Genomic DNA, 24,213 nt, shown 5'->3' on the forward strand with positions numbered 1-24,213 from the left:
TTACACCTCACGGAGTTTCAGGGATTTCGCGTCCAGGCCATCGAGCAGGAATTTCTGCCAGTTGCTGTGCTGGTTGACGTAGAGCCCTTCGTGGGTGAACTCGGTGCCGGTCATGGCCGGGGCGATGCCGATCGACTCGCTGTTGGGCGTGGCGCCGGTGGCCCAGCGGTGACTGCCGCGGGAAATATCGCTCCAGCGCTCCAGGCGAGCCTGGAAACCGCGCTGGGCTTCACGGAATTCCACCAGGTCGTCGGGTGTACCCAGGCCCGACACGTTGAAGAAATCCTCGAACTGGCGAATGCGGTTTTCGCGGTCGGCGTCCGACTCGTTTTTCACCCCCAGGCACTGGCTGATGATCTCGGTCTTGTTCCAGGCCACCGGCCGGATGATGCGCAGTTGCGAGCTGATCTGATCGAGGAAAAACAGGCTCGGGTAGATGTTCAGGTTGCGCAGGCGATGCATCATCCATTCAGCCTTTTCCTGGCCGTGTTCTTCGATCAGGCGCGGCATGATGGTCGCGTAGCCGGAACGCACGGACGGGTTCGGCATGTCGCTGAAGAGCACGCTGTGGCCATTGTTGAACGCGAACCAGCCGTCATCGGTGTTGGCGTCGCCAGCACCGAGCTTGCTGTAGTCCAGGGTGCTGGCGCTGCTGGTGCCGTTCTCGCTGTTGACCTGCTGGCGATGCTGCACCGTGGCCACGTAGTTATAGTGGACCGTGCTGACGTGATAGCCGTCGAGGCCGTTTTCGTTCTGCAGTTTCCAGTTGCCGTCGTAGGTGTAGGCCGACTTGCCGGGCAACACTTCCAGCTCACCGGTTGGCGATTGGGCGACCATCATGTCGAAGAACACCTTGGCATCGCCGAGGAAGTCTTCGAGGCTGTTGTCGGCGTGTACGTCGAGGCTGATGAACACGAAACCCTTGTAGCTCTCGATGCGCGCCTTTTTCAGACCGCGCGTGGCCTTGTCGAAGCCTTCCGGATACTCGCCCGGCGCCTTGACCTTCACCAGGCGCCCGTCGCTTTTGTAGCACCAGGCATGGAACGGGCAGGTGAAGGTCGACTGATTGCCCTTGCCAACGCGGGTCAGGGTCGTGCCGCGATGCTGGCAGGCGTTGATCAATGCGTTGAGCTGGCCGTCGCCATCGCGGGTAATGATCATCGGCTGGCGACCGGCGCGCATCGTGACGAAGTCGTGGTTATTGGCCAGTTCGCTTTCGTGGCAGGCGTAGATCCAGTTTTTCTCGAAGATCAGTTCCATCTCCAGATCGAACAACTGCGGCTCGGTAAAGATGTCCCGGGCGATGCGGAACACGCCTTCTGCCGGACGGAAGTCCAGGCAGCCCTGGATAAACGCTTTCCACTGCTCGACGTTTTTTTCGCCACTCATGGGTGTGCACCTGTTTTTTATTGGGGCTAATCGGTGTGCTCATTAGAGGGAGTGGGGCGGGTGGGGGTCTATCCGGTTTGTGGGCGAAGGCAGTCCGTAAAATTTGTGGGGTAACACCCACTCGGTATCAAACTGGGCAGCGACTACCCAGAAGGCGCACCAAACGATGAACGGCTGCACCTGTCTGCAGCAATCAGGTACTGTTTTGCGCAACGTCGAGTGCCTGTTGGGACACGTTCACCGGCTACGTTATCCACATAGTCGAGGATTGCTATCCACTCAGTTGGCGCTGGCGTTTTGTGGCCTGGAACTTGCGTTTTCCACGCCTGAGACGCGCCGTCAGAGCGCGCTGGAAAATAGCCCGTGGGTGCACCGTGATGAACAGCAAAACCGATCCGCAGAGTCGCGACATTCGTGTCGACAGCGACGACCTCGAGGCCGCAAGAAGCTGGATGTCCGGTATTTGCGGGCCGCACCGGCTCGTGACCACGACGCCCGAGCGGATCCGCTTCCATCACAGTGCCAACACGTTCAAGTCGATGGCCACGACGCTGGGCACCATCGAATACGGCACCGATGTCACCATCGATATCGAGGATCCCGAGCGCTTCAGCAGCTACAGCCTGAGCCTGCCCCTGGTGGGCGAACAGGAGTTGAGTAAGAACGGCAGCGTGGTGAAATCCGACCGCGATCAGGGGGTGATCATTTCCCCCAATGAAAACCAGCTGCTGGCGATTTCCGGCGACTGCCGCAAAGTCCAGGTGGTGATCACCCGCGCCGCCATGAGCGAGTCCCTGGAAGGCTTGCTGCAGCGACCGCTGGATGCGCCGCTGCGTTTCGAACCGGTGATGGATGCGGTCGATGGCGCGTCGGCTTCATGGTGGCGCATGGCGCGCTATTTCATCGCTGAGCTGGAGCGCAGTAGCGAACTCTACGAGCAAGTGGCCTTCACCCGGGACATTGAAAGTTCGCTGATCAAAGGCTTGATCCTCGCCCAGCCGAACAACTATTCAGAAGAGCTGCGCCAGGTGCTGGGCGTTAAATTACCGCACTACCTGATCCGGGCGCGGCAATACATTCACGACAATGCTCGCGAGGCTTTGCACCTGGAGGACATCGAAGCGGCTGCCGGGGTTTCACGCTTCAAGCTGTTTGAAGCGTTCAAGAAGTACTTCGCATTGTCGCCGATGGTCTACCTGAAGAAGTACCGCTTGAACGGCGTGCGCCAGGAGCTGCTTGAGCACGGCTCGGCACGCAATATTTCCGCGATCGCCATGGGCTGGGGGTTCACGCACCTGGGGCGCTTTTCCGCCGAATACCGCAAGCTGTTCGACGAATCCCCGAGCATGACCTTGCAGCGCAATGAAGCCCGGCGCCTGCGCGGCTTCTGAGCGATCCGTTCCTTACTTGCGCACCACCAGGTCCAACAGCGATTCACGCTCCTTGATCTTCTGCAGGACGATTTCCGAGCGGATGTCAGTCACCCCCGCCGTGCGGTTCAAGTGGTTGACGATGAAGTCGGAGAAGTGTTTGAGATTACGCGCCTGGACCCGCAGCACGTAGTTGCTCGCTCCCGTAATCACATACGCGGTGACCACTTCCGGCCACGACTGGACCTTCTTGATAAACGTCTCGTGCCAATCCTCGACGTCCTGTCGCAATGACACATGGACGATGGCTTCCAGTTCGATCCCCAGCCGTTCGGCATTCAACACCGCGCGATAGCCGCTGATGATTCCCTCGCTTTCCAACAGGCGCAACCTTCGTAGACAGGCCGACGGCGACAGGGCGACTTTCTCTGCCAGTTCCTGATTGCTGATGCGGCCATCCTGTTGCAGTTGATGGAGGATTCGCAGGTCTGTCGAGTCGAGATTCATGGCTGGCGTAAATCCGCGTTTATGGGTGTTGGATTCGAATTTTATGCGAAATAACTACCTGGTAGCCGCTTAGTTTGCACGAAAATTCTCCAAGGCATCGTTCATTATTTCTCCACGAAAAGGGGCCGACAACGCCTGCATAAACGCAACGACCTTCAAAGAACAGGACACCCGATGACAACAAGAAACGATTGCCTGGCGCGTGATGCCCAGGACACTCTCGCGCCGCTACGCCAGCAATTTGCGCTACCCGACGGTGTGATTTATCTCGATGGCAATTCCCTGGGCGCACGCCCGGTCGCGGCATTGGCGCGTGCTCAGGAAGTGATTGCCCAAGAGTGGGGCAATGGCCTGATCCGCAGCTGGAACACTGCCGGTTGGCGCGATTTGTCCGAGCGTTTGGGTAATCGCCTGGCCGGGTTGATCGGCGCCCGTGCCGGTGAAGTGGTGGTGACCGACACGACCTCGATCAACCTGTTCAAGGTGCTCAGTGCCGCGCTGCGGGTGCAAGCCACAAGGTCGCCAGCGCGACGGGTGATTGTCACCGAAAGCAGCAATTTCCCCACCGACCTGTACATCGCCGAAGGCCTGGCCGACATGCTGCAGCAGGGTTACACCTTGCGCCTTGTTGATAGCCCTGAAGAGCTGCCACAAGCGATTGACCAGGACACGGCGGTGGTGATGCTCACCCACGTCAACTACAAGACCGGCTACATGCACGACATGCAAGCGCTGACCGCGCTGACCCATGAGTGCGGGGCACTGGCCATCTGGGATTTGGCGCATTCCGCTGGCGCGGTGCCGGTCGACTTGCATCAGGCGGGCGCCGACTACGCCATCGGCTGCACCTACAAATACCTCAATGGCGGTCCGGGTTCGCAGGCGTTCGTCTGGGTCTCGCCGCAGTTGTGCGATCTGGTGCCGCAGCCGCTGGCGGGGTGGTTCGGCCACTCGCGGCAGTTCGCCATGGAGTCGCGCTACGAGCCGAGCAGCGGCATCGCCCGTTACTTGTGCGGTACCCAGCCGATCACTTCGTTGGCGATGGTCGAGTGCGGGCTGGATGTGTTCGCCCAGACCGACATGGCCAGCTTGCGCCGCAAATCTTTGGCGCTGACGGACTTGTTCATCGAATTGGTCGAGCAGCGTTGCTCGGCTCACGAACTGAAATTGATCACGCCGCGTGAGCACGCCAAGCGTGGCAGTCACGTGAGCTTCGAACACCCCGAAGGCTATGCAGTGATCCAGGCCTTGATCGACCGGGGCGTGATCGGCGACTACCGCGAGCCGCGCATCATGCGTTTCGGTTTCACCCCGCTGTACACGACCTTCACCGAGGTCTGGGATGCAGTGCAGATCCTCGGCGAGATTCTCGATCAGAAAACCTGGGCGCAAGCGCAATTCCAGGTTCGCCACAGCGTCACCTGATACCTGCGTTGTCCAGGTCTTGCTGCCAGGTTTCCTGGCGGCAGGGCTTCGCCTGCGATCGATCAACTGTTCTGTGCAAACACAATAATAAGGAGCACGCAGAATGAGACTGTCCCCCTGGCCCGCCTTGTCGCTCGCCATCGGCAGTTGCCTCGGGCAAATGGCCTATGCCGCCGCCGACAATGGATTCGTCGAAGGCAGCAGCCTGACCCTGACCAACCGTAACTTCTTTTTCTATCGCAATAACCTCAACAACCCTGGCGGCCAGAATTATCGGGATGAATGGGCCCACGGGATCATGCTCGATTACCGCTCCGGCTACACCCAGGGAACGGTGGGGTTCGGGGTTGATGCGTACGCGCAGTTGGGTCTCAAACTCGACAGCGGCAAGGGGCGCACCGGCACCGGTTTGCTGCCGGTCGATTCCGATGGTCGCCCCGAGGATGAGTACTCCGAAGCGGGTGGCGCGGTGAAGGCGCGGGTATCGCAGACCGAACTCAAGTACGGCAACCTGACCCCGCTAAACCCGGTGTTCGGCACCGGCAATGCGCGACTGTTCACCAGTGTTGCCACGGGCTTCCAGCTGACCAGCCATGAACTCAAGGCCTTGCAACTGGACATCGGTCATTTCACCGCCGGCAACGACAGTAACTCGACCAATGCCGATGGCGCGCTGAAAGCGCTGTACGCTGGCGTGGAAACCCGCAGTGTCGATTATCTGGGCGGTAGTTATGCCCTGAGCGATCAACTGAGCATCAGCCTCTACGGCTCGCAGTTCACCGATATCTGGCGGCAGTACTACGCCAACGGCAACTACACCTTTGCCCTGAGTGAAGGCCAGTCGCTGAACCTGGATTTCAACATCTACCGCACCAACGATGATGGTCAGAGCCTGGCCGGAAAAATCGACAACACCACCTGGTCGCTGGCCGCCGGGTATAAGTCCGGTGCCCATCGATTGACCCTGGCGTATCAACAAGTCGATGGCAACGAGCCGTTCGATTACCTGGGTTTCGATCAACAGCCAGGCACTTCGATTTTCCTCGCCAACTCGATTCAGGTGCTCGACTTCAACGCCCCCAACGAGCGCTCATGGCAACTGCGTTATGACCTGGACATGGCGGCTTTCGGCGTGCCGGGGCTGAGCTTCATGTCCCGTTACGTCAGCGGTGACCATATCGACGACAGCCATTACGACGGTGGTCCCAACGGCGCCTACGGACGCTACGGCGATGACGGCAAGCGCTGGGAACGCGACATCGAGGCGCGCTACGTCGTGCAGTCGGGCAAGGCGCGGGACCTGTCGGTGCGGGTGCGCCAGGCCAGTGTGCGTTCCACCGCGCAAGTGGCGCGGGCCGATACCACGGACAACAACGAAGTGCGCGTCATCATCGAATATCCACTGAGTATTTTCTGATCCGTGTCCTGCTGTGCGTGGCTGATCCCCACCGGTAAAAACCAAGACGTGCTCTTCAAGAAAGACAATATTCAGAGGACATAAAAATGACCGATAACACCGGTTTTGAAACGATATCCAACCGTGAACAGGGCCTGCGGCGTCAGCTGACGTCCGGGCAAATGAGCATGATCGCCATTGGTGGCGCGATCGGCACCGGGCTGTTCATGGGCAGCGCCTACGCGATCGGCTATGCCGGGCCGAGCGTGCTGCTCAGCTACGCCATCGGCGCGATCATCACGCTGTTGTTGATGGGCTGCCTGGCGGAAATGACCGTGGCCCATTCGACCTCCGGTTCGTTCGGTGCTTACGCCGAATTCTATGTCAGCCCCTTGGCCGGGTTCCTGGTGCGCTATGCCTATTGGGCGGCGATCGTGCTGGCGGTCGGTACGGAAGTGACGGCGGTGGCGATGTACATGAAGTACTGGTTTGCCAACGTGCCGGAGTGGGTGTGGATCGTCTCGTTTTCCAGTGTGTTGATCGTGCTCAACGCGATCAGCGTGAAGACCTTCGGTACGTTCGAGTACTGGTTCTCGACCATCAAGATCGGCGCGATCGTCGGCTTCATCATTCTCGCGGTGTACGTGGTGTTCGGTTCCGGCAACCCGGAATACGGCATGCACAATTACACCGTCCACGGCGGTTTTTTCCCCAATGGCCTGCAAGGCATGTGGGTCGCGGTCATCGTGTCGATCTTCAGTTACCTGAGCGTGGAGATGATCGCCGTGGCCGCCGGTGAGGCGCAGGACCCGGAGCAAGCGGTGAAGAAAGCCTTTCGCGCGACCATCGTGCGCCTGGTGGTGTTCTACCTGCTGACCCTCGCTCTGATGCTGGCGATTGTGCCGTGGGTCCAGGCCGGTCATGCGCAAAGCCCGTTCGTCACGGTCATGCAAGCCATCGGCATTCCCGGCGCCACCGGGGTGATGAATTTCGTCATCCTGATCGCCGCGCTCTCGGCGATGAACAGCCAGTTGTACATCACCACGCGCATGATGTTCAGCCTGTCCCGTGGCGGCTACGCCCCCAAGTCCATGGGCAAGTTGAGCAAGAGCGGGATTCCACTGAACGCCCTGTTGTTGTCGAGCTCGGGCATTGCCCTGGCGACCTTGCTCAACATCCTGTACCCGGAAAGTTCGTTCACCTTGATGATGGCGATCTCCATGTTCGGCGCCATCTTCACCTGGTTCATGATCTTCCTGACGCACTACTGTTTCCGTCGTTATCACCAGCGCCACGGCGAGCGAAAACTGTCGTTTCGCATGCGCCTGTTCCCCTACAGCACCTGGTTGGGGTTGGTACTGATGGGCGCGGTGATGATCACCACCTACTTCACCGAAGCCTTCAAGATGACCCTGGTGTTCGGTGTGCCGTTCCTGTTGTTGCTGACCGTTGTCTACGGCGTGTTTTTCAGGAAGCCCAAACCGGTCTCACTCAATGAGCAACGCCTCGAGCAGCGCCCTGGCATAACCGGGCAGGCCAGTGAATGATCGCGCGCACAGCAGCAGTTTTCGCTGTGCCCAGTCTTCGTTCAACGAGAAGCTTTTGAGCGGTTGATCCAGTGCCCGGCGCTGGATCGCCGCCAGCGGCACAATCGCCATCCCGGCGCCGCGGGCAACCATGCGAATCACCCCGTCGAAACCCTCCGCACGGATGCGGATCTGCATGCGCATACCCGCGTGCAACGCCTGTTCTTCGAGGTACACCGCGAGTGCACTATTAGCGGCCAACCCCACATAGTCGTGCTGCAAGGTATCGCTGAAAGTCGGCGGTTCGCCGTCGGCCAGCGGATGCCCGGGCGGCATGATCAGCACCAGCGGGTCGTCGCGAAAGGGCAGGGTTTCGAGGGCGTGGGTGTCCACCGCATCGGAAACGATGCCAAGGTCGGCGGCACCCTGGCGCAACGCGTGGGTGATGCGCGTGCTGGGCAATTCCTGCAGGTCGATGTCGAGGTTGGGATGCTCGCTTAGGAAGTCGGCGAGCAACTCCGGCAGGTATTCGGTGATGGCCGTGGTGTTGCACAACAACCGCACCTGGCCTTTGACGCCTTTGGCATATTCGGCCAGGTCCTGCTGCATGCGTTCGGCCTGTTGCAGCAGGACCCGGGCGTGTTGCGCGAGGGCCTTGCCGGCAGGCGTCGGGGTAACGCCGCGACGGCCGCGCTGCAGGAACTCAGTGCCGAGTGATGCTTCCATTGCACGGATTCGCGCGCTCGCGGCGGCCAGGGAAAGATGGCTACGCGCCGCGCCGGCGGTGATGTTGCCGGTGTCGAGGATGTTCAGGTAGAGGCGCAGGTCGGTCAGGTCGAAGTGCATCATTGCAGCCTCAAGTGGTGTGTCGTGTGGGCGGGCCTCTTCGCGGGCAAGCCCGCTCCCACAGTAGAAATGCATCGAACATAAATTTGGTGTCCGCCAAAGATCCCTGTGGGAGCGGGCTTGCCCGCGAAGGCGTCAGCAGCCACGGCGGATACTCAAGCCTCTTGCTAATCAAGAGCTAGGCTCAGTATATGGCAGATTTTCAACCCGCCAATCCGGGCTCACCATCAGCCCATGAATACACTCGCCTCCTTCTACCAAAATCTCGGCTTGGCCCTGTCGTTGCTGGTCATTGCCACCTTCCTGCTGGCCGGTTTGGTCAAGGGCATCATCGGCCTCGGCCTGCCGACCATCGCCATGGGCTTGCTCGGTCTGGCTATGGCCCCGTCACAGGCTGCGGCGCTGTTGATCATTCCCGCGACCCTGACCAACGTCTGGCAGCTGGCCTTCGGCGGGCATCTGCGCGGGTTGATCCTGCGGCTGTGGCCGATGCTGCTGGCCATCTTCATCGGCACCGGCGCCGGTACGCTGTGGATCGGCATGGTCGGTGGACATTGGGTGGTGCGCGGATTGGGCGCGGCGTTGTTGCTCTATGCGCTCTGCGGCTTGTTCTTGCCGACCTTGCGTGTCGGTGCGGGTAATGAGCCCTGGCTAGGTCCGATGTGCGGCGTGATGACCGGTGTCATTACGTCGGCCACGGGCGTGTTCGTGATTCCGGCAGTGCCTTACCTGCAGGCGCTGGGCTTGAGCAAGGACGAACTGGTGCAGGCGTTGGGCCTGTCATTCACCGTCTCGACCCTTGCCCTCGCGGGCGGCCTGCTATGGCTCGGTGCCCTGGGTGGTGGCGAGTTGAGTGCGTCGCTGTTGGCGCTGATCCCGGCGGTGCTCGGCATGTGGCTGGGGCAGTGGCTGCGCCAGCGGATCAGCGCCCTGTTGTTCAAGCGCGTATTCTTCATTGGCCTCGGGTTGCTCGGCGGCCATTTGTTGATCAGCGGCTAGCGGACGACGGGCTGAGCATCTCGATGGCGCGGATTACGAAATCCCGTTCCAGGTACTCATCGCGTTGATCGAGGAACTGCTTCATGTGCGGCAGGTTCGAGTGCACGTCGAGATGTGCCTGGGACTGCCAGATCTCGAAGAAGATAAACAGGGTAGGGTCCTGCTTGTCGCGCAGCATGTGGTACTCGATGCAGCCGGGTTCGGCGCGACTTGCTTCTACGTAGCCGCTGAAAAACGCTTCGAAGGCGTCGGATTTTTCCGGGCGGGTCTTGGCGTGCAGGATGAAACCTTGCATTTCACTCATTGGAAAACACTCCTCAAGTCAGAATTGGCGCCAGTCTAAGGCAACAATCTGCTGGTGATTCGTGCGTGTGGGTCAAATGTATTTTGCGACAGCGGCGCTTACTCCGCGCAAGGCGGATCGTTACGCTGCCGCCATCCAGTTTCTGACCCTTGCGAGACCTCTCATGAAAAAAGTCCTGTTACTCAATGGCGGCAAACAATTCGCCCACTCCGATGGCCGCTACAACACCACCTTGCATGAAGCCGCGCTGAGCGTGCTGGATCGCGGCGGTGTGGATGTCAAGGCCACCTTCATCGACGAGGGTTACGACGTCGCCGAAGAAGTCGCCAAATTCCTCTGGGCCGACGTGATCATCTATCAGATGCCGGGCTGGTGGATGGGCGCGCCATGGACCGTGAAGAAGTACATCGACGAGGTCTTCACCGAAGGTCACGGCAGCCTCTATGCCAGCGACGGCCGTACCCGTTCCGACGCCTCGCAGAAGTACGGCAGCGGCGGCCTGATCCAGGGCAAGCAATACATGCTGTCGCTGACCTGGAACGCGCCGCAGCAAGCCTTCGACGACCCGACCGACTTCTTCGAGGCCAAAGGCGTGGACGCGGTGTACTTCCCGTTCCACAAGGCCAACCAATTCCTCGGCATGACCGCTTTGCCGACCTTCCTCTGCGTGGACGTGATGAAACGCCCGAACATCGAGGCCGATGTGGCGCGTTATGAGCAGCACTTGGCCGAGGTGTTTGGCCTGAAGGTGTAACGCTCAGCTAATATCGGTCGCAATGGCTTAAAAGATCGCAGCCTTCGGCAGCTCCTACAGGTATACGCAATACCCTGTAGGAGCTGCCAAAGGCTGCGATCCTGGCGATTCATGCCATGCCGATTCGTGAAAGAGGACACACGTGAAAGCCAGATCCGATGAATTGCAGATCTTCGTCTGCGTGATCGAGTGCGGGTCGATTTCCGCGGCCGCCGAGCAGGTCGGGCAAACGCCGTCGGCGGTCAGTCGCACGCTGTCGCGGCTGGAGGCCAAGCTCGATACCACGTTGATCAACCGCACCACGAGGCGCATGGACCTGACCGAGGAGGGCAAATATTTCTTCGAGCACGCCAAGCTGATTCTCGATCAGATGGACCAACTCGAAGAACGCTTGTCTTCGCGCCAGCAAACGCCGTCCGGGCGCTTGCGCATCAACGCCGCGTCGCCGTTCATGCTGCATGCCATCGTGCCGTACATCGATGAGTTCCGCCGGCTTTATCCGGATATCCAGCTCGAACTCAACAGCAACGACCTGATCATCGACCTGCTCGAGCAAAGCACCGACATCGCCATCCGCATCGGTACACTGGCCGACTCGACCCTGCACGCCCGTTCCCTGGGATGCAGTCCGCTGCACATCGTCGCCAGCCCCGCCTACCTGGAAAAACATGGCACACCGACAGCCGTGGCGGACCTGGCCGAACACACCCTGCTGGGGTTCACCCAGAACGAAGGCCTCAACCAATGGCCGTTGCGCTACGTGCATGGCGATCGCTGGCCGATCCAGGCGTCACTCAGCGCATCCAGCGGTGAAACCATCCGCCATCTGGCGCTGGAAGGCCAAGGCATCGCCAGCCTGTCGCATTACATGACCATCGAGGACATTCGTGCCGGGCGGTTGAAGGTCGTGCTGGCCGAGTTCAACAGCGGTTATCGCCAGCCGATCAACGCGGTGTACTACCGTAACTCGCAGCTGGCCTTGCGCATCCAGTGTTTCCTTGACTTCATCCAGGGCAAATTGGCGCTTTACGCTTCCACGGATTTCAGCGACTGATTCGTGATTCCTGCGCAAGAGTGAATTGGGTCAGCAGGGATTTTTCGTCTGGGATCACTGCTTGATACTCGTTGCATCACTTATCAACGCAGGGAGTTTCTCCATGAACGTATTCGTTACTGGTGCGGCCGGTTTCATCGGCGGCTCCATCGCCACCGGCCTGGTCAAGGCCGGCCACAAGGTTACCGGCCTGGTGCGCAACGCCGAGCAAGCGGACGAGCTCAAGGCACTGGGCATCACGCCCGTGACCGGCACGCTGGACGACAGCGCACTATTGGCCGAACAGGCCCGCGCAGCCGACGCCGTGATCAACGCCGCCAGCAGCGACCATCGCGGCGCTGTCGAAGCCTTGCTCGATGCCTTGCGCGGCTCCAACAAGGTATTGCTGCATACCAGCGGTTCGAGCATCGTGGGCGATGCCTCGGGCGGTCAGTCCAGCGACGTTATCTATTACGAAGACAACTTGCCGGAACCCACCGTGGACAAGGCTGCACGCGTGGCCATCGACAACCTGATCCTCGCCGCGGCCAAGGACGGCGTGAACTCGGCCGTCATCTGCAACACGCTGATCTACGGCCACAGCCTGGGCGTCAAGCGCGACAGCGTGCAGCTGCCGCGCTTGCTCAAGCAGGCGCGTAAAAGCGGCGTGGTCCGCCATGTCGGGACCGGGCAGAACATCTGGTCCAACGTGCACATCGAAGACGTGGTATCGCTGTACCTGCTGGCGCTGAACAAAAACGTCCCAGGCACGTTCTACTTCGTCGAAAGCGGTGAAGCGTCATTCATCGACATGACCACGGCGATCGCCGAGGCGCTGAACCTGGGCAAGCCGCAAGACTGGCCGTTGAAGGACGCCGAAGCCGAGTGGGGTTATGAAATGGCCAACTATGGCCTGGGCTCCAACAGCCGTGTTCGCGGCAAGCATGCGCGGGAATTGCTGGGCTGGGTGCCGAAGCGCACGTCGGTGCTGGAGTGGATTCGTCACGAGATGGTGTGAGTTCGCTTAACACCGCGTTGCTGCCTTCGCGAGCAGGCTCGCTCCCACATTAGACCGCATTGTCCAGATGGACGCGGTCAACTGTGGGAGCGAGCCTGCTCGCGAAGGCGTTTCTGAAGTTGCATAAACTGGCCGGGCCGCCCTTGATTCCGTAACATCCCCACACTCTTTCTTGCTTCTCCCTGCACGCGGTCCTCCATGAAACCAAAACATCTACGCGCCGATGCCCTAGCCGGCCTCACGACGTCTTTCGCCCTGTTACCCGAATGCATTGCCTTCGCGCTGGTGGCTCATCTCAATCCGCTGATGGGGCTGTATGGTGCGTTCATCATTTGCACCCTGACCGCGCTATTCGGTGGCCGGCCTGGCATGGTGTCCGGTGCTGCCGGGTCGATGGCGGTGGTGATCGTCGCGCTAGTGGTGCAGCACGGCGTGCAGTACTTGCTGGCGACGGTGCTGCTGGGCGGGTTGATCATGTCGACGTTCGGGCTGCTGCGACTGGGCAAGCTGGTGCGAATGGTGCCGCACCCGGTGATGCTGGGGTTCGTCAACGGCCTGGCAATCGTCATTGCCCTGGCGCAGCTTGAGCACTTCAAGAGTGGTGAGACCTGGCTGAGCGGCACGCCGTTGTACTACATGATCGGGTTGGTGGCGGTGACGATGGCGGTTGTCTATGTGCTGCCGCGTCTGACCCGCGCGATACCGCCGGCGTTGGTGGCGATCCTGGGAGTGGGGTTGGCTGTGCACTTCCTCGGCCTGCCAACCCGCACCCTGGGCGACATGGCGCATATCGCCGGCGGCTTGCCGACATTTGCCTTGCCGGACATTCCCTGGAACCTGGAAACCCTAAGCATCATTGCGCCCTACGCGTTCTTGATGGCGATGGTCGGCCTGCTGGAAACCCTGTTGACCCTCAACCTCACCGACGAATTCACCGAGAGCCGCGGTTACCCCGATCGCGAGTGCGTGGCGCTGGGCGCGGCCAATGTGGTGTCCGGTCTGTTTGGGGGAATGGGCGGTTGCGCGATGATCGGCCAGACCGTCATCAACTTGAGCTCCGGGGGGCGCGGGCGGCTGTCCGGTGTGGTGGCCGGGGTGTCGATCCTGCTGTTCATCCTGTTCCTGTCGCCGTTGATCGAACGTATTCCTCTGGCGGCGTTGGTGGGGGTGATGTTCGTAGTCTCGCAGCAGACCTTCGCCTGGGCTTCGCTGCGGGTGCTGAACAAGGTGCCATTGAACGATGTGCTGGTGATTATCGCGGTGACGGTGATCACTGTATTTACCGACCTGGCCATGGCGGTGTTGTGCGGGATCATCATTGCGGCGCTCAATTTCGCCTGGCAGCAAGCTCGGCAGCTGTACGCCGACAGTCACCTGGAAAGCGACGGCAGCAAGCTGTACCGCGTGCACGGCACCTTGTTTTTTGCCTCGACCACGCCGTTTCTCAACCAGTTCGACGCAGCCAACGACCCCGTGCAAGTGACCCTCGATTGTCGCCACCTGAGCTTCGTCGATTACTCCGCCATCGCTGCATTGGAGACCTTGCGCGAGCGCTACAGCAAGGCTGGCAAGCACCTACGGGTGCTGGGCCTGTCCGAGCGCTGCAAGAAACTGCTCAAGCGCGCCCGGGTACAACACGACTGAGGTCCGCCTGCCTGATCGTTCCCACGCTCAGCAAAGGATGATCGTTCCCACGCAGAGCATGGGAACGATCGGTGTCGTGATGAAAATCTACCTGCCTGATTTTCATTAATCGCGACACAACATATCTCTGAGCGACATCCCTTACCTCTAAACGAAAATTACTTTCACCTCGTTTGAAAATCGCGCCTCGAAATGTTTTAAGAGTTTCACAAAACTTTCGACGTGACCCTCTCGAGGAGTACCGCATGACCCCGTCCTTCGGCTATTGGCTGTTGGTGTATGCCGCTGTCGCCATCATCGCGCTGATCGTGCTGATCGCCCGTTACCGGCTTAATCCGTTCATTGTCATCACCCTGATCTCCATCGGCCTGGCGCTGGTGGCGGGCATGCCGCCGTCCGGCGTGGTCGGGGCGTATGAGGCGGGCGTCGGCAAGACCCTTGGACATATCGCCCTGGTGGTGGCGCTGGGTACCATGCTTGGCAAGATGATGGCCGAGTCCGGCGGCGCCGAGCAGGTGGCGCGCACCTTGATCGACCGCTTCGGCGAAAAAAACGCGCATTGGGCGATGGTGTGTATCGCTTTCCTGGTCGGGCTGCCATTGTTCTTCGAAGTCGGTTTCGTATTGCTGGTGCCAATCGCGTTCACCGTGGCGCGACGGGTCGGCGTATCGATCCTGATGGTCGGCTTGCCGATGGTCGCCGGCCTGTCGGTGGTGCATGCGCTGGTACCACCGCACCCGGCGGCGATGCTGGCGGTGCAGGTGTACCAGGCGTCGGTGGGGCAGACCTTGCTCTATGCGATTGCGATCGGTATTCCCACGGCGATCATCGCCGGGCCCTTGTACGCCAAGTTCATCGTGCCGCGTATCCAGTTGCCGGCGGAAAACCCACTGGAGCGGCAGTTCCTCGAACGCGAACCGCGCGACAGTCTGCCAAGCTTCGGCCTGACAATGGCGACCATCCTGTTGCCGGTGGTGCTGATGTTGATCGGCGGCTGGGCCAACCTGATTTCCACCCCGGGCACGGGTTTTAACCAGTTCCTGTTGTTCATCGGCAACTCGGTCATCGCATTGCTGCTGGCGACTTTGCTGAGCTTCTGGACCCTTGGCCTGGCCCAGGGCTTCAATCGCGAGTCGATCCTCAAGTTCACCAACGAATGCCTGGCGCCGACCGCCAGCATCACCTTGCTGGTGGGCGCTGGCGGCGGCCTGAACCGGATCCTGGTGGACGCCGGTGTCACCGACCAGATCGTCGGCCTGGCCAACGAATTTCACTTGTCGCCGTTGCTGATGGGCTGGCTGTTCGCCGCGTTGATGCGCATCGCCACCGGCTCCGCTACCGTGGCCATGACCACCGCCTCGGGCGTGGTCGCGCCCGTGGCCATCGCGATGGGTTATCCACACCCGGAGCTGCTGGTGCTGGCAACAGGAGCGGGCTCGGTGATCTTTTCCCACGTCAACGACGGCGGCTTCTGGCTGATCAAGGAATACTTCAATATGACGGTGACCCAGACCTTCAAGACCTGGACGGTGCTGGAGACCCTGATCTCGCTCGTCGCCTTCGGCCTGACCGTGGGCCTTTCCTACCTGATTTAACCGGAGCCGCCCGCCATGGACATCCTCTACCAGATCCGCGCCCGCCAGGATTCCTTCAGCGCCGGGGAAGGACGCATCGCGCGCCTGATGCTCGACGATGTGGGGTTTGCCGCCTCCGCAAGCCTGGATGAGCTGGCGCTGCGCGCAGAGGTCAGCACTGCCACGCTGTCGCGCTTTGCCCGTACGGTCGGCTGCAAGGATCTGCGCGACCTGCGGTTGCAACTGGCCCAGGCCAGCGGCGTCGGCAGCCGTTTTCTCGATCCGGCGGGCACACCGGAGCAGTCAGCGTTTTATGGGCAAATAGTCGGCGACATCGAATCGACCCTGCGCCAGCACCTGTCGGCCTTCGACGAGTCGCGGTTCGCCGATGCCGTGAAACTGCTGGGCAAGGCGCGGATGATTCATGCCTTCGGCATGGGCGGCTGCTCGACCTTGTGCAGCGATGAGTTGCAGGTGCGCCTCGTACGCCTTGGCTACCCGATCGCGGTCTGCCACGACGCGGTAATGATGCGGATCACGGCGGCCAGTCTCAGTGCCGATCAGGTAGTCATCGTCTGTTCACTGACCGGGATCACACCCGAACTGCTGGAAACCGTGGAGCTGGCCCGCAGCTATGGCGCGCCCATTCTGGCCATTACCCGAGGCGATTCGCCGCTGGCGCAACTGGCCGACATCGTATTGCCGCTGCAAAGCGCCGAGACCTCCTTCATCTATAAACCGACAGCAGCACGCTACGGCATGTTGCTCGCCATCGATGTGCTTGCCACCGAGCTGGCACTGGCCAATCCTCAAGACAATCAAGAGCGCCTGCGGCGGATCAAACTCGCCCTGGACGATTACCGCGGCGGCGACGATCACTTGCCGCTGGGAGACTGACATGATGTACGACACGCTGATTCGCAATGCCCTGGTCATCGACGGTAGCAACAGCCCTGGCTACCCGGCCGACGTGGCGATCCGCAATGGCCGCATCGAGCGCATCGGTGACTTGCAGGATGCCCGTGCCACCGAAGAAATCGACGCTGCTGGCCGCGTGTTGGCGCCCGGCTTCATTGATGTGCACACCCACGACGACACGGTGGTGATCCGTCAGCCGCAGATGCTGCCCAAGCTCAGCCAGGGCGTGACCACGGTGATCGTCGGCAATTGCGGGATCAGCGCCTCGCCGGTGAGCCTGCGCGGCGATCCACCGGACCCGATGAACCTGCTCGGCAGCGCTGCGGCGTTTGTTTATCCAACATTCAGCGATTACCGTGCGGCGGTGGAGGCGGCAAACACCACGCTGAACGTCGCCGCGCTGGTGGGCCACACCGCGCTGCGCAGCAACCACCTCGACGACCTGTTTCGCACCGCTACGCCCGATGAAATTGCCGCCATGCGCGAGCAACTGCGCGAAAGTCTCGAGGCTGGCGCCCTGGGCTTGTCCACCGGTCTTGCCTACGCCAGTGCGTTTTCGGCATCGACCGATGAAGTGATGCAACTGACCGAAGAGCTCACAGCGTTTGGCGCGGTCTATACCACCCATTTGCGCAGCGAGTTCGAGCCGGTGCTGGACGCCATGGACGAGGCATTCCAGATCGGCCGGCATGCGCAATCCCCGGTGATCATTTCCCACCTCAAATGTGCCGGCGCCGGTAACTGGGGGCGCAGCCCGCAACTGTTGGCGTCCCTTGAGCAGGCGGCGAAAACCCACCCGGTGGGCTGCGATTGCTATCCGTACGCTGCCAGTTCCTCGACCCTGGACCTCAAGCAAGTCACCGATGCACATCGCATTACCATCACCTGGTCAACGCCGCACCCGCAGATGGGCGGGCGCGACCTGATGGATATCGCCGCCGAGTGGAACCTGTCCCTGATCGATGCCGCCCGCCAATTGCAACCGGCCGGCGCTGTGTACTACGGGATGGACGAAGCCGATGTGCGACGGATTCTGGCGCACCCTTTGTCGATGGTCGGCTCCGACGGCCTGCCGGAAGATCCGTTTCCTCATCCACGGTTGTGGGGCGCCTTCCCGCGGGTGCTCGGGCATTTCAGCCGTGACGTAGGACTGTTTCCCCTGCACACCGCCGTGCACAAGATGACCGGCTTGTCGGCGGCGCGATTTGGCCTCAAGCAAAGGGGCGAGATCCGCGAAGGCCATTGGGCCGACCTGGTGCTGTTCGACCCGGCGACCATTCGCGATGTCGCGGACTTCAACGATCCGCAACGGGCGGCCGAAGGCATCGATGGCGTGTGGGTCAACGGGGTATTGAGTTACCAGGACGGTCAGGCGAACGGGCGCAGGGAAGGGCGGTTCCTGGCGCGGGAAGGGGATTTGAGCGCAGGATTTGCGTGACGCTAAAAGATCGCAGCCTGCGGCAGCTCCAGAGCAAGCGTCAAATCCGTATGGCCTGCTCGCTAGTGCGGGCAGGCAGGTTGTTTGTCATATCGCCTTCGCGAGCAGGCTCGCTCCCACAGGATGCTCATTGAACCTGTGGGAGCGGGCTTGCTCGCGAATGGATCTTTCATTCACCGCGCAGTGAACGTCAGACGCGGAAGTGGCTGACCATCATCTGCAACTGATTCCCCAGTCGCGCCAGTTCCACGCTGGACTTGGCCGTCTCATCGCTGGCCGCAGCGGTCTGTTCCGACACGTCGCGCACGTTGATGATGCTGCGGCTGATCTCTTCGGCCACTGCGCTTTGCTGCTCGGCCGCGGCCGCGATCTGCTGGTTCATCGACTGGATGTTGGACACCGTGCGGGTGATGTTTTCCAGTGAGGTACCGGCCTTGCGGGTCAGGGCCACGCTGCTGTCGGTCAGGGTGCGGCTGTTATTCATCACGGTCGCCACTTGCTGGGTGCCGTTCTGCAAGGCCGCCACCAGGCCTTCGATTTCCTCGGTGGATTTCTGCGTGCGTTGCGCCAGGCCCCGCACTTCGTCGGCCACCACGGCAAACCCGCGTCCGGCTTCACCGGCGCGTGCCGCTTCAATCGCAGCATTGAGGGCCAGCAGGTTGGTCTGTTCGGCCACGGCCTTGATCACGTCCATGACGCTGCCGATCTTGTCGCTTTCCTGTTGCAGCAGGCCCATGGCTTCGGTGGAGCGTGCCACCTCGCTGGCCAGGCGTTCGATCTGGGTAATGGCTTCGCCGACAACCTTGTCCCCTTCGCGGGCTTCACCATCCGCCGCGGCGGCGGCCTGGGAGGCTTGTTCGGCATTGCGCGCGACTTCCTGCACGGTCGCGGTCATCTCGTGCATGGCGGTGGCGACCTGGTCGGTCTCGACTTTCTGGCTGTTGACCCCGGCGCTGGTCTGCTCGGTCACGGCCGACAGTTCTTCGGCCGCGCTGGCGATCTGGGTGACGCCGTCGCGGATACCGCTGATCAGGTCACGCAGGGTCACGCCCATGCGCGCGATGCCTTGTTGCAAGACACCCAGCTCATCGCGGCGGGTCACCCTCACGTCCTGGGACAAGTCGCCGCTGGCGATGCGATCGACCACGGCCAGGGTTTCGCGCAGCGGGCCGGTAATCTGCCGGGTAATGAGAACGGCGGCAATAATGCCGACCAACAGAGCCAGCAGCGTGCTGATCAATTGCAGGGTACGCGCCTGGGCGCTTTCTGCATCGCGACGGTCGAGCTGGATCTGATACAGCTGTTCGCTCAGGCTCACGATGGCCGCGCCCTGGTCGGTCATTTCCTTGCGCGCCTGCACGGCATCGCTGTTCGCGGCTTTGTAAGCCTGCAAGGCGCTGCGGTAGTTGCCCAGTGCGGTCTCCAGTTGACGCAGGGTTTCGGGCTGGACGTCGGTGAAATGCACGTTGAGCTGTTTCAGGCTGGCAATGGCGACGTCCAGTTGAGCGACGGCTTTTTGCTCGGTTTCGGCATTGGTAGTCGCGGTGTAGCCACGCACTTCATAGCGGGCCAGCAAGAACGCTTGCCTGGCGGCGGTGATGGCCTGGAACTGCTCGAAGCGCTGATCACTCGGTGGCAGTTGTTGCACGCGACTGTTCAAATCGTCGATTAGCGTGCTGGCCGTTTCGGCGTTGGCGCCCATGACCTCGCGTGCGCTGTTGCCGGTGCGATAGGCGCCACGCATCTTGGCCAGGGACGTCTTGTAGGCGTCGATGACAGCGCCTTGCTCTTTGAGCAATTTGATGTTTTCCGGGCTCTTGAACTTCGCCAGCAAGGCTTGTTGCTGATCGGAAAAGTCTTGCAGCGTGGCCTGTACATTTTGCGCAGTGACTTCGTCGCCGTTGGTCAGCATGTACTGCAGGCGCACCACGCGCAGCTTGGTCAGGCCCGCGTTGAGCTGGGTGATGTCGCTCATCCAGTTGCTGCGGTCGATCAAACTGCCCAGGCTGGTCCAGCCGGTCAGGGCGAGGACGCAGGTCAGGGCCAGGACCAGGCCGAAGCCCAGGCCCAGTTTGAGGTTCACGCTGATGTTGCCGAACCAGCTATTCATCAAATTCCTCCAGGAACGTGTGTTTCTTGATCGTCGGTTGGCTGGAAGATTGTTGTTTTTAGGCGCCAGCAAGGTGGGTTGCAGGTCTGTATCGGCAGCAATCGTGAGAGCTGAAAGGATTTTGTCGGGCGGATTCTGTAACAAGCTTTTTGCCGCAGGCTTAAGCTTTTTTTCACATTGGTTTCACTGGTAGCCGACGCCCGCCTCCTTACCCTCACGGCACCTGATGAAGGGCTGCGAGGCGGCTTGATGTGGAACTGAGACTGAGTCTGTTCGGAATAACCCGCTCGATCGACCTGAGGCCTTTTGCCCGGTATCGCAATGCGCTTGTGGTGCTGGCCTCGGCGCTGCTGGCGATCATCTTGACAGTATTGCTGTTACGGCCCGCCGCCGTGCCGGACCTGGCCCATGGCAATGTGCAGGGCGCGCGGGCGCTGTTGGCGGGTTGGGCCAAGGGCGACATGATCGTGCTGGTTCGCCATGTCGAGCGTTGCGATCACTCCAGCGCCCCCTGCCTGAGTGGCGACGATGGCATCACCGATCGCTCGCGCAGCGTTGCGGTGGCCGTCGGTGCGCGATTCGAGCGACTGGGTCTGGCGCGGGCCGACATCTACAACAGCCCGATGGTGCGTACCGCGCAGACCAGCGGGTACATGTTCAACAAGGTCGACGCTGGCGACGACTGGTTGATCAACTGCAAAGGCACGATGTTGCGCGACGCCCTGGCGCACAAGGTCGCCGGGCGCAACCTTATCCTGGTGACCCACAGCGAATGCATGGCGCAACTGCAAAAGGATCTCGAGGTGCCCACCTCGACCTTCGGCTACGGCGCCGCGCTTTTCGTCACTGCCCAAGCGCTGCAAGCACCACACGTACTTGGATTCATCGAGGCCTCGGACTGGCACTCGGTGACCACCGAATGAATTCACACTCTGAACCAGGACACACGATGCAGACGGCTTCCCGCTCCCGTTTTTACTGGCTGAACTTTGGTATCCCACTGGCCTGCGCGGTGGTGGTGTTCCTGATGTTCGACCTGACCCGGATCGACATCGCCTTCAACAATCTTTTTTATGATCCGGTGACGCAGACGTTCCCGCTGGACCATGTGCACCTGTTCGAAAAAATCACCCATAAATGGGCGCGGATCATTCCGAACTGGACCGGCGAAATCGCCATCATCGGTGCCTTGCTGTCGTTTCTCTGGCCGCGTTTGAAGGCTGAAAAACACGCGAAAATCATCGCTTTTCTGGAAAAGATCAGAGTTGCGCCGGTACTGCGTTTCGCCACCCGGCATCGTCGGGATTTCCTCTACGTGGTGCTTGCGTTCTCCATCAGCACCGGTGTGATTCACTACCTCAAGGGCCACACCAGTGTGTATTGCCCGATCGAGACGACCCAGTACGGCGGGAAGATCGAGCATAAGGAGTGGTACGAGAATTTCGATCTACTCAAGGTCGCGGGTGACGGTCGCTGCTGGCCGGGCGGGCATGCCTCCGGTGGCTTCACCATGCTCGCCTTGTACTTTGTTGCACGCCGTTACCGCTGGCGCTATTCCAAGGCAATCATGTACGGCTCGTTGGCCCTCGGGTTCGTGTATGGCACGACGCGGGTGGTGCAGGGGTGGCACTACATGTCCCACACCTTCTGGGCCGGGATCTTCGTTTGGCTGGCATGTTTGCTGACGGCGCTGGCGTTTTATGGGCGGGCGCGGTTGGAGATGCCGGTTCTGGGCAAGGCTGAAGAACCGGCGTTGGTGGCTCAACCTGTCGGACTTATGCCTGCGGATCAATAGTATCCAGTGCCCGGTTCACTGCCAGCTCCGCCAGCATGACGATCTGCGCAATCCCCAGTGCGGTGTTGCGCTGGGGGCCGCTGAGGTAATTGGCGAAATCATTGAGCATGACGCTGGCTGAAGCCAATGATTCGCACGCGTGGGCGAGTAGGCTTTCGGATTTTATGTCGGGGTGGAGCGTGAAGAAGGGGCTGGGGCGGTAGGGTTTTTCAGTTGTGAAAGGCGGATCCGGGATAAGTTTATCCATCTGAGTTCTCCACTCGATTTGAGAACCACCACAATCACCGATCTCACGCGGAGAAATGGGTGGCAGCTATGTGCGGAGTGAGATTACCGGGAGTAGGAAACCGGCCAGACCGAAGCCTGCCCGCACACAGCCGCCATAAAACATTGCTGACAGCGCATAGCTGGCGGCAATTATGGTGGTACTGGCACTGAATTCATACTCCCGGGATCTCACACCCGATCACTGAGTCGTCAGTGACCAACAAAGGCTAAACAGCCCCCTTCCGACCGACAACCTGAAAGACCTGTGGGATTTTTCCCCGCGATTTGCTCTGGGGTAGGACTTTTCGCAAGACAAAAAAAAGCCCGCGGGAGGGCGGGCAAACCGTAGTTTCTTGAATGAGCGAGGGCAAATTTACAGGGAGTTGCCTGAACGCGGGGTGAAGAAAAGTTCATGTGTTGCCCGGGGGCGAAAGCGGAAAGTGGCTCAATACTCCGTCACCTTCTGCCTGCGTAAAATCCACCCAGCTTCGCCCGGCATCAACCGGTACTGAATCTTGCGCATCTTCCCGGTTCTACCCGCCGAGGCGTCCGCACTGTCATACAGCGCAAATCGCTGCACCAATGTGTTTTCCACCACGGCAAACTCATCCTCGCCCCGATACCCCTTGGCAATCGTCGGGTCTTCGCTGACCGGTGGCAGATAGATCGCACTCAGCGACTTTTTACGGTTGGCGGCGTAGGCCACGAGTTCGCCGGGTAGTCCGCGCCCTGGTGACCTGACGAAGACGTAGATTTCCGGTGAGCCATCTCGATCAAGGTCCGCGACCTCCGCCCGGGCAATGTCGCCATTCAGGGGGTGAGTCATGACCGAATTATCGATTTCCAGCCCTTGGGGAGCGATGCGTACTGCACGGCTACCGTCGATCGACTCATCCGTCACATGAAAGACAATGCCCTGCAGTTCCAGCGTCTGGTCGAAAGGCCGGCCGCCATTGCCGGCATCGAAGGCACCGACTTTGCTGGCGGCATGTGCCGGCAGGCAAACCATCGCTGCCAGGAGGGCCAGAATCCGCTTATTCATGTTTTGCATGCCTCAATGCTTCTGTTCAGTGGAGGATCGAGCCTGTAGGGACGTCATCAGCATAGAGCCGCCCACGACCCGCCGGTGATCTATTCTTTTGATTCCGGCCAGCATCGAAAGGGGCAAGACCGATGAACGATTTGCTGAAAAAAGTACTCGACGCCCATGGCCAGCTGGAGCGCTGGAACACGTTCACCACGCTCAACGCCACCATCGTCACCGGCGGGGAATTATGGGCAATGAAAAGCGTGGTGCAAGACACCATGCCCCGCGAGATGACCGTCAGCCTGCACAAGCAAAACGCCAGCGTGACACCCTTCGGCAACCCGCACTGGCGCACGGCATTCCGGGCCGACTACATCGCCATCGAAACCACCGATGGCGAAATCGTGCGCGAGCGATCGAACCCGCGAGATTCATTCGCCGGCCACGCCATGGACACCCCTTGGGACCCGCTGCACCGCGCGTACTTCAGCGGCTACGCCATGTGGACCTACCTGACGACACCATTTTTCATGGCGATGCCGGGTTTCAACGTCACGCAAATCGCGCCCTGGCAGGAAGGCGCCGAGACATGGCGCGGCCTGCGGGTCGAGTTTCCAGCACACATCGCCAGCCATAGCCGTTTCCAGGATTTTTACTTCGGGGACGATGGCCTGTTGCGTCGGCATGATTACCACGTCGATGTGGCGGGCGGGTTTGCAGCCGCCCAGTACGTGAGCGAGTACGTTGAGGCCCAGGGCTTTCGTTTTCCCACTCGGCGCAGAGCCTATTTGCGGGGTGAGGATCGGCAGCCATTGCGGGAGAGGGTGATGGTGTCGATTGACTTGAGCGATTTTCGATTGAGCTGAGTGGCAA

Annotated in this window: 22 protein-coding genes and 1 pseudogene; 15 read left to right on the forward strand and 8 right to left on the reverse strand. The window is 60.6% G+C overall.

From position 1 onward, the window contains the following. The gene (antA, locus tag HGP31_RS03830; RefSeq protein ID WP_020796469.1) at positions 1 to 1,389 is read right to left on the reverse strand and encodes an anthranilate 1,2-dioxygenase large subunit; all 1,389 of its coding nucleotides are present in this window, start codon (positions 1,387 to 1,389) and stop codon (positions 1 to 3) included. A 377-nt stretch (positions 1,390 to 1,766) separates the two neighbouring features. Here antA and HGP31_RS03835 point away from each other — a divergent pair, with 377 nt between their 5' ends. Then, entirely contained in the window at positions 1,767 to 2,780 is a 1,014-nt protein-coding gene (locus HGP31_RS03835; protein ID WP_020796470.1) for an AraC family transcriptional regulator, read from the forward strand. Between the two features lie 12 nt (positions 2,781 to 2,792). On the opposite strand, the gene HGP31_RS03840 is transcribed toward HGP31_RS03835, so the two are convergent. Then, positions 2,793 to 3,266, reverse strand: a complete 474-nt coding sequence (locus tag HGP31_RS03840) for an Lrp/AsnC family transcriptional regulator (RefSeq protein ID WP_020796471.1) — start codon at positions 3,264 to 3,266, stop codon at positions 2,793 to 2,795. A 174-nt stretch (positions 3,267 to 3,440) separates the two neighbouring features. On the opposite strand from HGP31_RS03840, the gene kynU reads away from it, so the two are divergent. The 3 genes from kynU to HGP31_RS03855 all read left to right on the forward strand — a co-directional run bounded on the left by kynU (position 3,441) and on the right by HGP31_RS03855 (position 7,634). Next, positions 3,441 to 4,691 (forward strand): kynureninase, encoded by a 1,251-nt coding sequence (gene kynU, locus HGP31_RS03845; RefSeq protein WP_168757210.1) that lies wholly within the window; start codon positions 3,441 to 3,443, stop codon positions 4,689 to 4,691. Positions 4,692 to 4,794: 103 nt separating this feature from the next. After that, on the forward strand, positions 4,795 to 6,108 hold the full coding sequence (locus tag HGP31_RS03850; RefSeq protein WP_020796473.1) for an OprD family porin: 1,314 nt from the start codon (positions 4,795 to 4,797) through the stop codon (positions 6,106 to 6,108). A gap of 86 nt (positions 6,109 to 6,194) precedes the next feature. Next, on the forward strand, positions 6,195 to 7,634 hold the full coding sequence (locus HGP31_RS03855) for an amino acid permease (protein ID WP_168757211.1): 1,440 nt from the start codon (positions 6,195 to 6,197) through the stop codon (positions 7,632 to 7,634). Here HGP31_RS03855 and HGP31_RS03860 read toward each other — a convergent pair. Continuing rightward, positions 7,575 to 8,459 (reverse strand): LysR family transcriptional regulator, encoded by an 885-nt coding sequence (locus HGP31_RS03860; protein ID WP_168759129.1) that lies wholly within the window; start codon positions 8,457 to 8,459, stop codon positions 7,575 to 7,577. The two genes, HGP31_RS03855 and HGP31_RS03860, sit on opposite strands and share 60 nt — an antisense overlap. Before the next feature lie 234 nt (positions 8,460 to 8,693). Here HGP31_RS03860 and HGP31_RS03865 point away from each other — a divergent pair, with 234 nt between their 5' ends. After that, positions 8,694 to 9,458, forward strand: a complete 765-nt coding sequence (locus HGP31_RS03865; RefSeq protein WP_033045483.1) for a sulfite exporter TauE/SafE family protein — start codon at positions 8,694 to 8,696, stop codon at positions 9,456 to 9,458. Here HGP31_RS03865 and HGP31_RS03870 read toward each other — a convergent pair. Continuing rightward, a complete protein-coding gene (locus HGP31_RS03870) occupies positions 9,448 to 9,762 on the reverse strand; it encodes a putative quinol monooxygenase (protein ID WP_083350105.1) in 315 nt (104 codons plus the stop codon). The genes HGP31_RS03865 and HGP31_RS03870 overlap by 11 nt on opposite strands. A 163-nt stretch (positions 9,763 to 9,925) precedes the next feature. Here HGP31_RS03870 and mdaB point away from each other — a divergent pair, with 163 nt between their 5' ends. The 7 genes from mdaB to HGP31_RS03905 all read left to right on the forward strand — a co-directional run bounded on the left by mdaB (position 9,926) and on the right by HGP31_RS03905 (position 18,141). Next, positions 9,926 to 10,516, forward strand: a complete 591-nt coding sequence (gene mdaB / locus HGP31_RS03875; RefSeq protein WP_083350106.1) for an NADPH:quinone oxidoreductase MdaB — start codon at positions 9,926 to 9,928, stop codon at positions 10,514 to 10,516. Positions 10,517 to 10,658: 142 nt separating this feature from the next. After that, positions 10,659 to 11,570 (forward strand): LysR family transcriptional regulator, encoded by a 912-nt coding sequence (locus HGP31_RS03880; RefSeq protein ID WP_020796478.1) that lies wholly within the window; start codon positions 10,659 to 10,661, stop codon positions 11,568 to 11,570. A 103-nt stretch (positions 11,571 to 11,673) separates the two neighbouring features. Continuing rightward, positions 11,674 to 12,567, forward strand: a complete 894-nt coding sequence (locus tag HGP31_RS03885) for an NAD-dependent epimerase/dehydratase family protein (RefSeq protein WP_083350107.1) — start codon at positions 11,674 to 11,676, stop codon at positions 12,565 to 12,567. A 198-nt stretch (positions 12,568 to 12,765) separates the two neighbouring features. Next, positions 12,766 to 14,211, forward strand: coding sequence for a SulP family inorganic anion transporter (locus HGP31_RS03890; RefSeq protein ID WP_020796480.1), 1,446 nt, complete (start codon positions 12,766 to 12,768; stop codon positions 14,209 to 14,211). 245 nt (positions 14,212 to 14,456) lie between these two features. Next, on the forward strand, positions 14,457 to 15,806 hold the full coding sequence (locus tag HGP31_RS03895; protein ID WP_033045481.1) for a GntT/GntP/DsdX family permease: 1,350 nt from the start codon (positions 14,457 to 14,459) through the stop codon (positions 15,804 to 15,806). A 15-nt stretch (positions 15,807 to 15,821) separates the two neighbouring features. Continuing rightward, positions 15,822 to 16,682: a MurR/RpiR family transcriptional regulator gene (locus tag HGP31_RS03900; RefSeq protein WP_020796482.1), complete on the forward strand. Its 861-nt coding sequence runs from the start codon at positions 15,822 to 15,824 to the stop codon at positions 16,680 to 16,682. Position 16,683: 1 nt separating this feature from the next. After that, positions 16,684 to 18,141, forward strand: a complete 1,458-nt coding sequence (locus HGP31_RS03905) for an N-acyl-D-amino-acid deacylase family protein (RefSeq protein WP_033045478.1) — start codon at positions 16,684 to 16,686, stop codon at positions 18,139 to 18,141. Positions 18,142 to 18,331: 190 nt separating this feature from the next. Here HGP31_RS03905 and HGP31_RS30895 read toward each other — a convergent pair whose 3' ends face one another. Then, positions 18,332 to 19,195, reverse strand: a complete 864-nt coding sequence (locus tag HGP31_RS30895; RefSeq protein WP_411157092.1) for a methyl-accepting chemotaxis protein — start codon at positions 19,193 to 19,195, stop codon at positions 18,332 to 18,334. Next, positions 19,190 to 20,251, reverse strand: a pseudogene (locus HGP31_RS30900) (methyl-accepting chemotaxis protein); the annotation flags it as partial. The gene HGP31_RS30895 and the pseudogene HGP31_RS30900, both read right to left, overlap by 6 nt. 251 nt (positions 20,252 to 20,502) lie before the next feature. Here HGP31_RS30900 and pmrG point away from each other — a divergent pair. Together pmrG and HGP31_RS03920 are read left to right on the forward strand one after the other, a co-directional pair. Next, the gene (gene pmrG, locus HGP31_RS03915; RefSeq protein ID WP_020796485.1) at positions 20,503 to 21,174 is read left to right on the forward strand and encodes a lipopolysaccharide core heptose(II)-phosphate phosphatase PmrG; all 672 of its coding nucleotides are present in this window, start codon (positions 20,503 to 20,505) and stop codon (positions 21,172 to 21,174) included. A gap of 26 nt (positions 21,175 to 21,200) precedes the next feature. Further along, on the forward strand, positions 21,201 to 22,046 hold the full coding sequence (locus HGP31_RS03920) for a phosphatase PAP2 family protein (protein WP_151140453.1): 846 nt from the start codon (positions 21,201 to 21,203) through the stop codon (positions 22,044 to 22,046). Here HGP31_RS03920 and HGP31_RS03925 read toward each other — a convergent pair. After that, on the reverse strand, positions 22,027 to 22,293 hold the full coding sequence (locus HGP31_RS03925) for a DUF6124 family protein (protein WP_168757212.1): 267 nt from the start codon (positions 22,291 to 22,293) through the stop codon (positions 22,027 to 22,029). The genes HGP31_RS03920 and HGP31_RS03925 overlap by 20 nt on opposite strands. A 465-nt stretch (positions 22,294 to 22,758) precedes the next feature. Then, positions 22,759 to 23,355, reverse strand: coding sequence for a hypothetical protein (locus tag HGP31_RS03930; RefSeq protein WP_168757213.1), 597 nt, complete (start codon positions 23,353 to 23,355; stop codon positions 22,759 to 22,761). Positions 23,356 to 23,486: 131 nt separating this feature from the next. On the opposite strand from HGP31_RS03930, the gene HGP31_RS03935 reads away from it, so the two are divergent. Beyond that, positions 23,487 to 24,206 carry a hypothetical protein gene (locus HGP31_RS03935; protein WP_168757214.1) on the forward strand — a complete coding sequence of 240 codons (720 nt, stop codon included), beginning with the start codon at positions 23,487 to 23,489 and terminating at the stop codon, positions 24,204 to 24,206. Positions 24,207 to 24,213: the final 7 nt, after the last annotated feature.

It is taken from the genome of Pseudomonas umsongensis, from assembly GCF_012647205.1.
GTDB lineage: Bacteria > Pseudomonadota > Gammaproteobacteria > Pseudomonadales > Pseudomonadaceae > Aquipseudomonas > Aquipseudomonas umsongensis.

Excerpts from the sequence above, each read along its gene's own strand:
- HGP31_RS03885 (WP_083350107.1), top strand. The coding sequence starts at position 11,674 with ATGAACGTATTCGTTACTGGTGCGGCCGGTTTCATCGGCGGCTCCATC.
- HGP31_RS03895 (WP_033045481.1), top strand. The coding sequence starts at position 14,457 with ATGACCCCGTCCTTCGGCTATTGGCTGTTGGTGTATGCCGCTGTCGCC.
- HGP31_RS03925 (WP_168757212.1), bottom strand. The coding sequence starts at position 22,293 with ATGGATAAACTTATCCCGGATCCGCCTTTCACAACTGAAAAACCCTAC.
- HGP31_RS03840 (WP_020796471.1), bottom strand. The coding sequence starts at position 3,266 with ATGAATCTCGACTCGACAGACCTGCGAATCCTCCATCAACTGCAACAG.
- kynU (WP_168757210.1), top strand. The coding sequence starts at position 3,441 with ATGACAACAAGAAACGATTGCCTGGCGCGTGATGCCCAGGACACTCTC.
- HGP31_RS03905 (WP_033045478.1), top strand. The coding sequence starts at position 16,684 with ATGATGTACGACACGCTGATTCGCAATGCCCTGGTCATCGACGGTAGC.
- antA (WP_020796469.1), bottom strand. The coding sequence starts at position 1,389 with ATGAGTGGCGAAAAAAACGTCGAGCAGTGGAAAGCGTTTATCCAGGGC.
- HGP31_RS03900 (WP_020796482.1), top strand. The coding sequence starts at position 15,822 with ATGGACATCCTCTACCAGATCCGCGCCCGCCAGGATTCCTTCAGCGCC.
- HGP31_RS03890 (WP_020796480.1), top strand. The coding sequence starts at position 12,766 with ATGAAACCAAAACATCTACGCGCCGATGCCCTAGCCGGCCTCACGACG.
- HGP31_RS03860 (WP_168759129.1), bottom strand. The coding sequence starts at position 8,459 with ATGCACTTCGACCTGACCGACCTGCGCCTCTACCTGAACATCCTCGAC.
- HGP31_RS03835 (WP_020796470.1), top strand. The coding sequence starts at position 1,767 with ATGAACAGCAAAACCGATCCGCAGAGTCGCGACATTCGTGTCGACAGC.
- mdaB (WP_083350106.1), top strand. The coding sequence starts at position 9,926 with ATGAAAAAAGTCCTGTTACTCAATGGCGGCAAACAATTCGCCCACTCC.
- HGP31_RS03935 (WP_168757214.1), top strand. The coding sequence starts at position 23,487 with ATGAACGATTTGCTGAAAAAAGTACTCGACGCCCATGGCCAGCTGGAG.
- HGP31_RS30895 (WP_411157092.1), bottom strand. The coding sequence starts at position 19,195 with ATGGGCGTGACCCTGCGTGACCTGATCAGCGGTATCCGCGACGGCGTC.
- HGP31_RS03930 (WP_168757213.1), bottom strand. The coding sequence starts at position 23,355 with ATGAATAAGCGGATTCTGGCCCTCCTGGCAGCGATGGTTTGCCTGCCG.
- HGP31_RS03865 (WP_033045483.1), top strand. The coding sequence starts at position 8,694 with ATGAATACACTCGCCTCCTTCTACCAAAATCTCGGCTTGGCCCTGTCG.
- HGP31_RS03855 (WP_168757211.1), top strand. The coding sequence starts at position 6,195 with ATGACCGATAACACCGGTTTTGAAACGATATCCAACCGTGAACAGGGC.
- HGP31_RS03870 (WP_083350105.1), bottom strand. The coding sequence starts at position 9,762 with ATGAGTGAAATGCAAGGTTTCATCCTGCACGCCAAGACCCGCCCGGAA.
- HGP31_RS03850 (WP_020796473.1), top strand. The coding sequence starts at position 4,795 with ATGAGACTGTCCCCCTGGCCCGCCTTGTCGCTCGCCATCGGCAGTTGC.
- HGP31_RS03920 (WP_151140453.1), top strand. The coding sequence starts at position 21,201 with ATGCAGACGGCTTCCCGCTCCCGTTTTTACTGGCTGAACTTTGGTATC.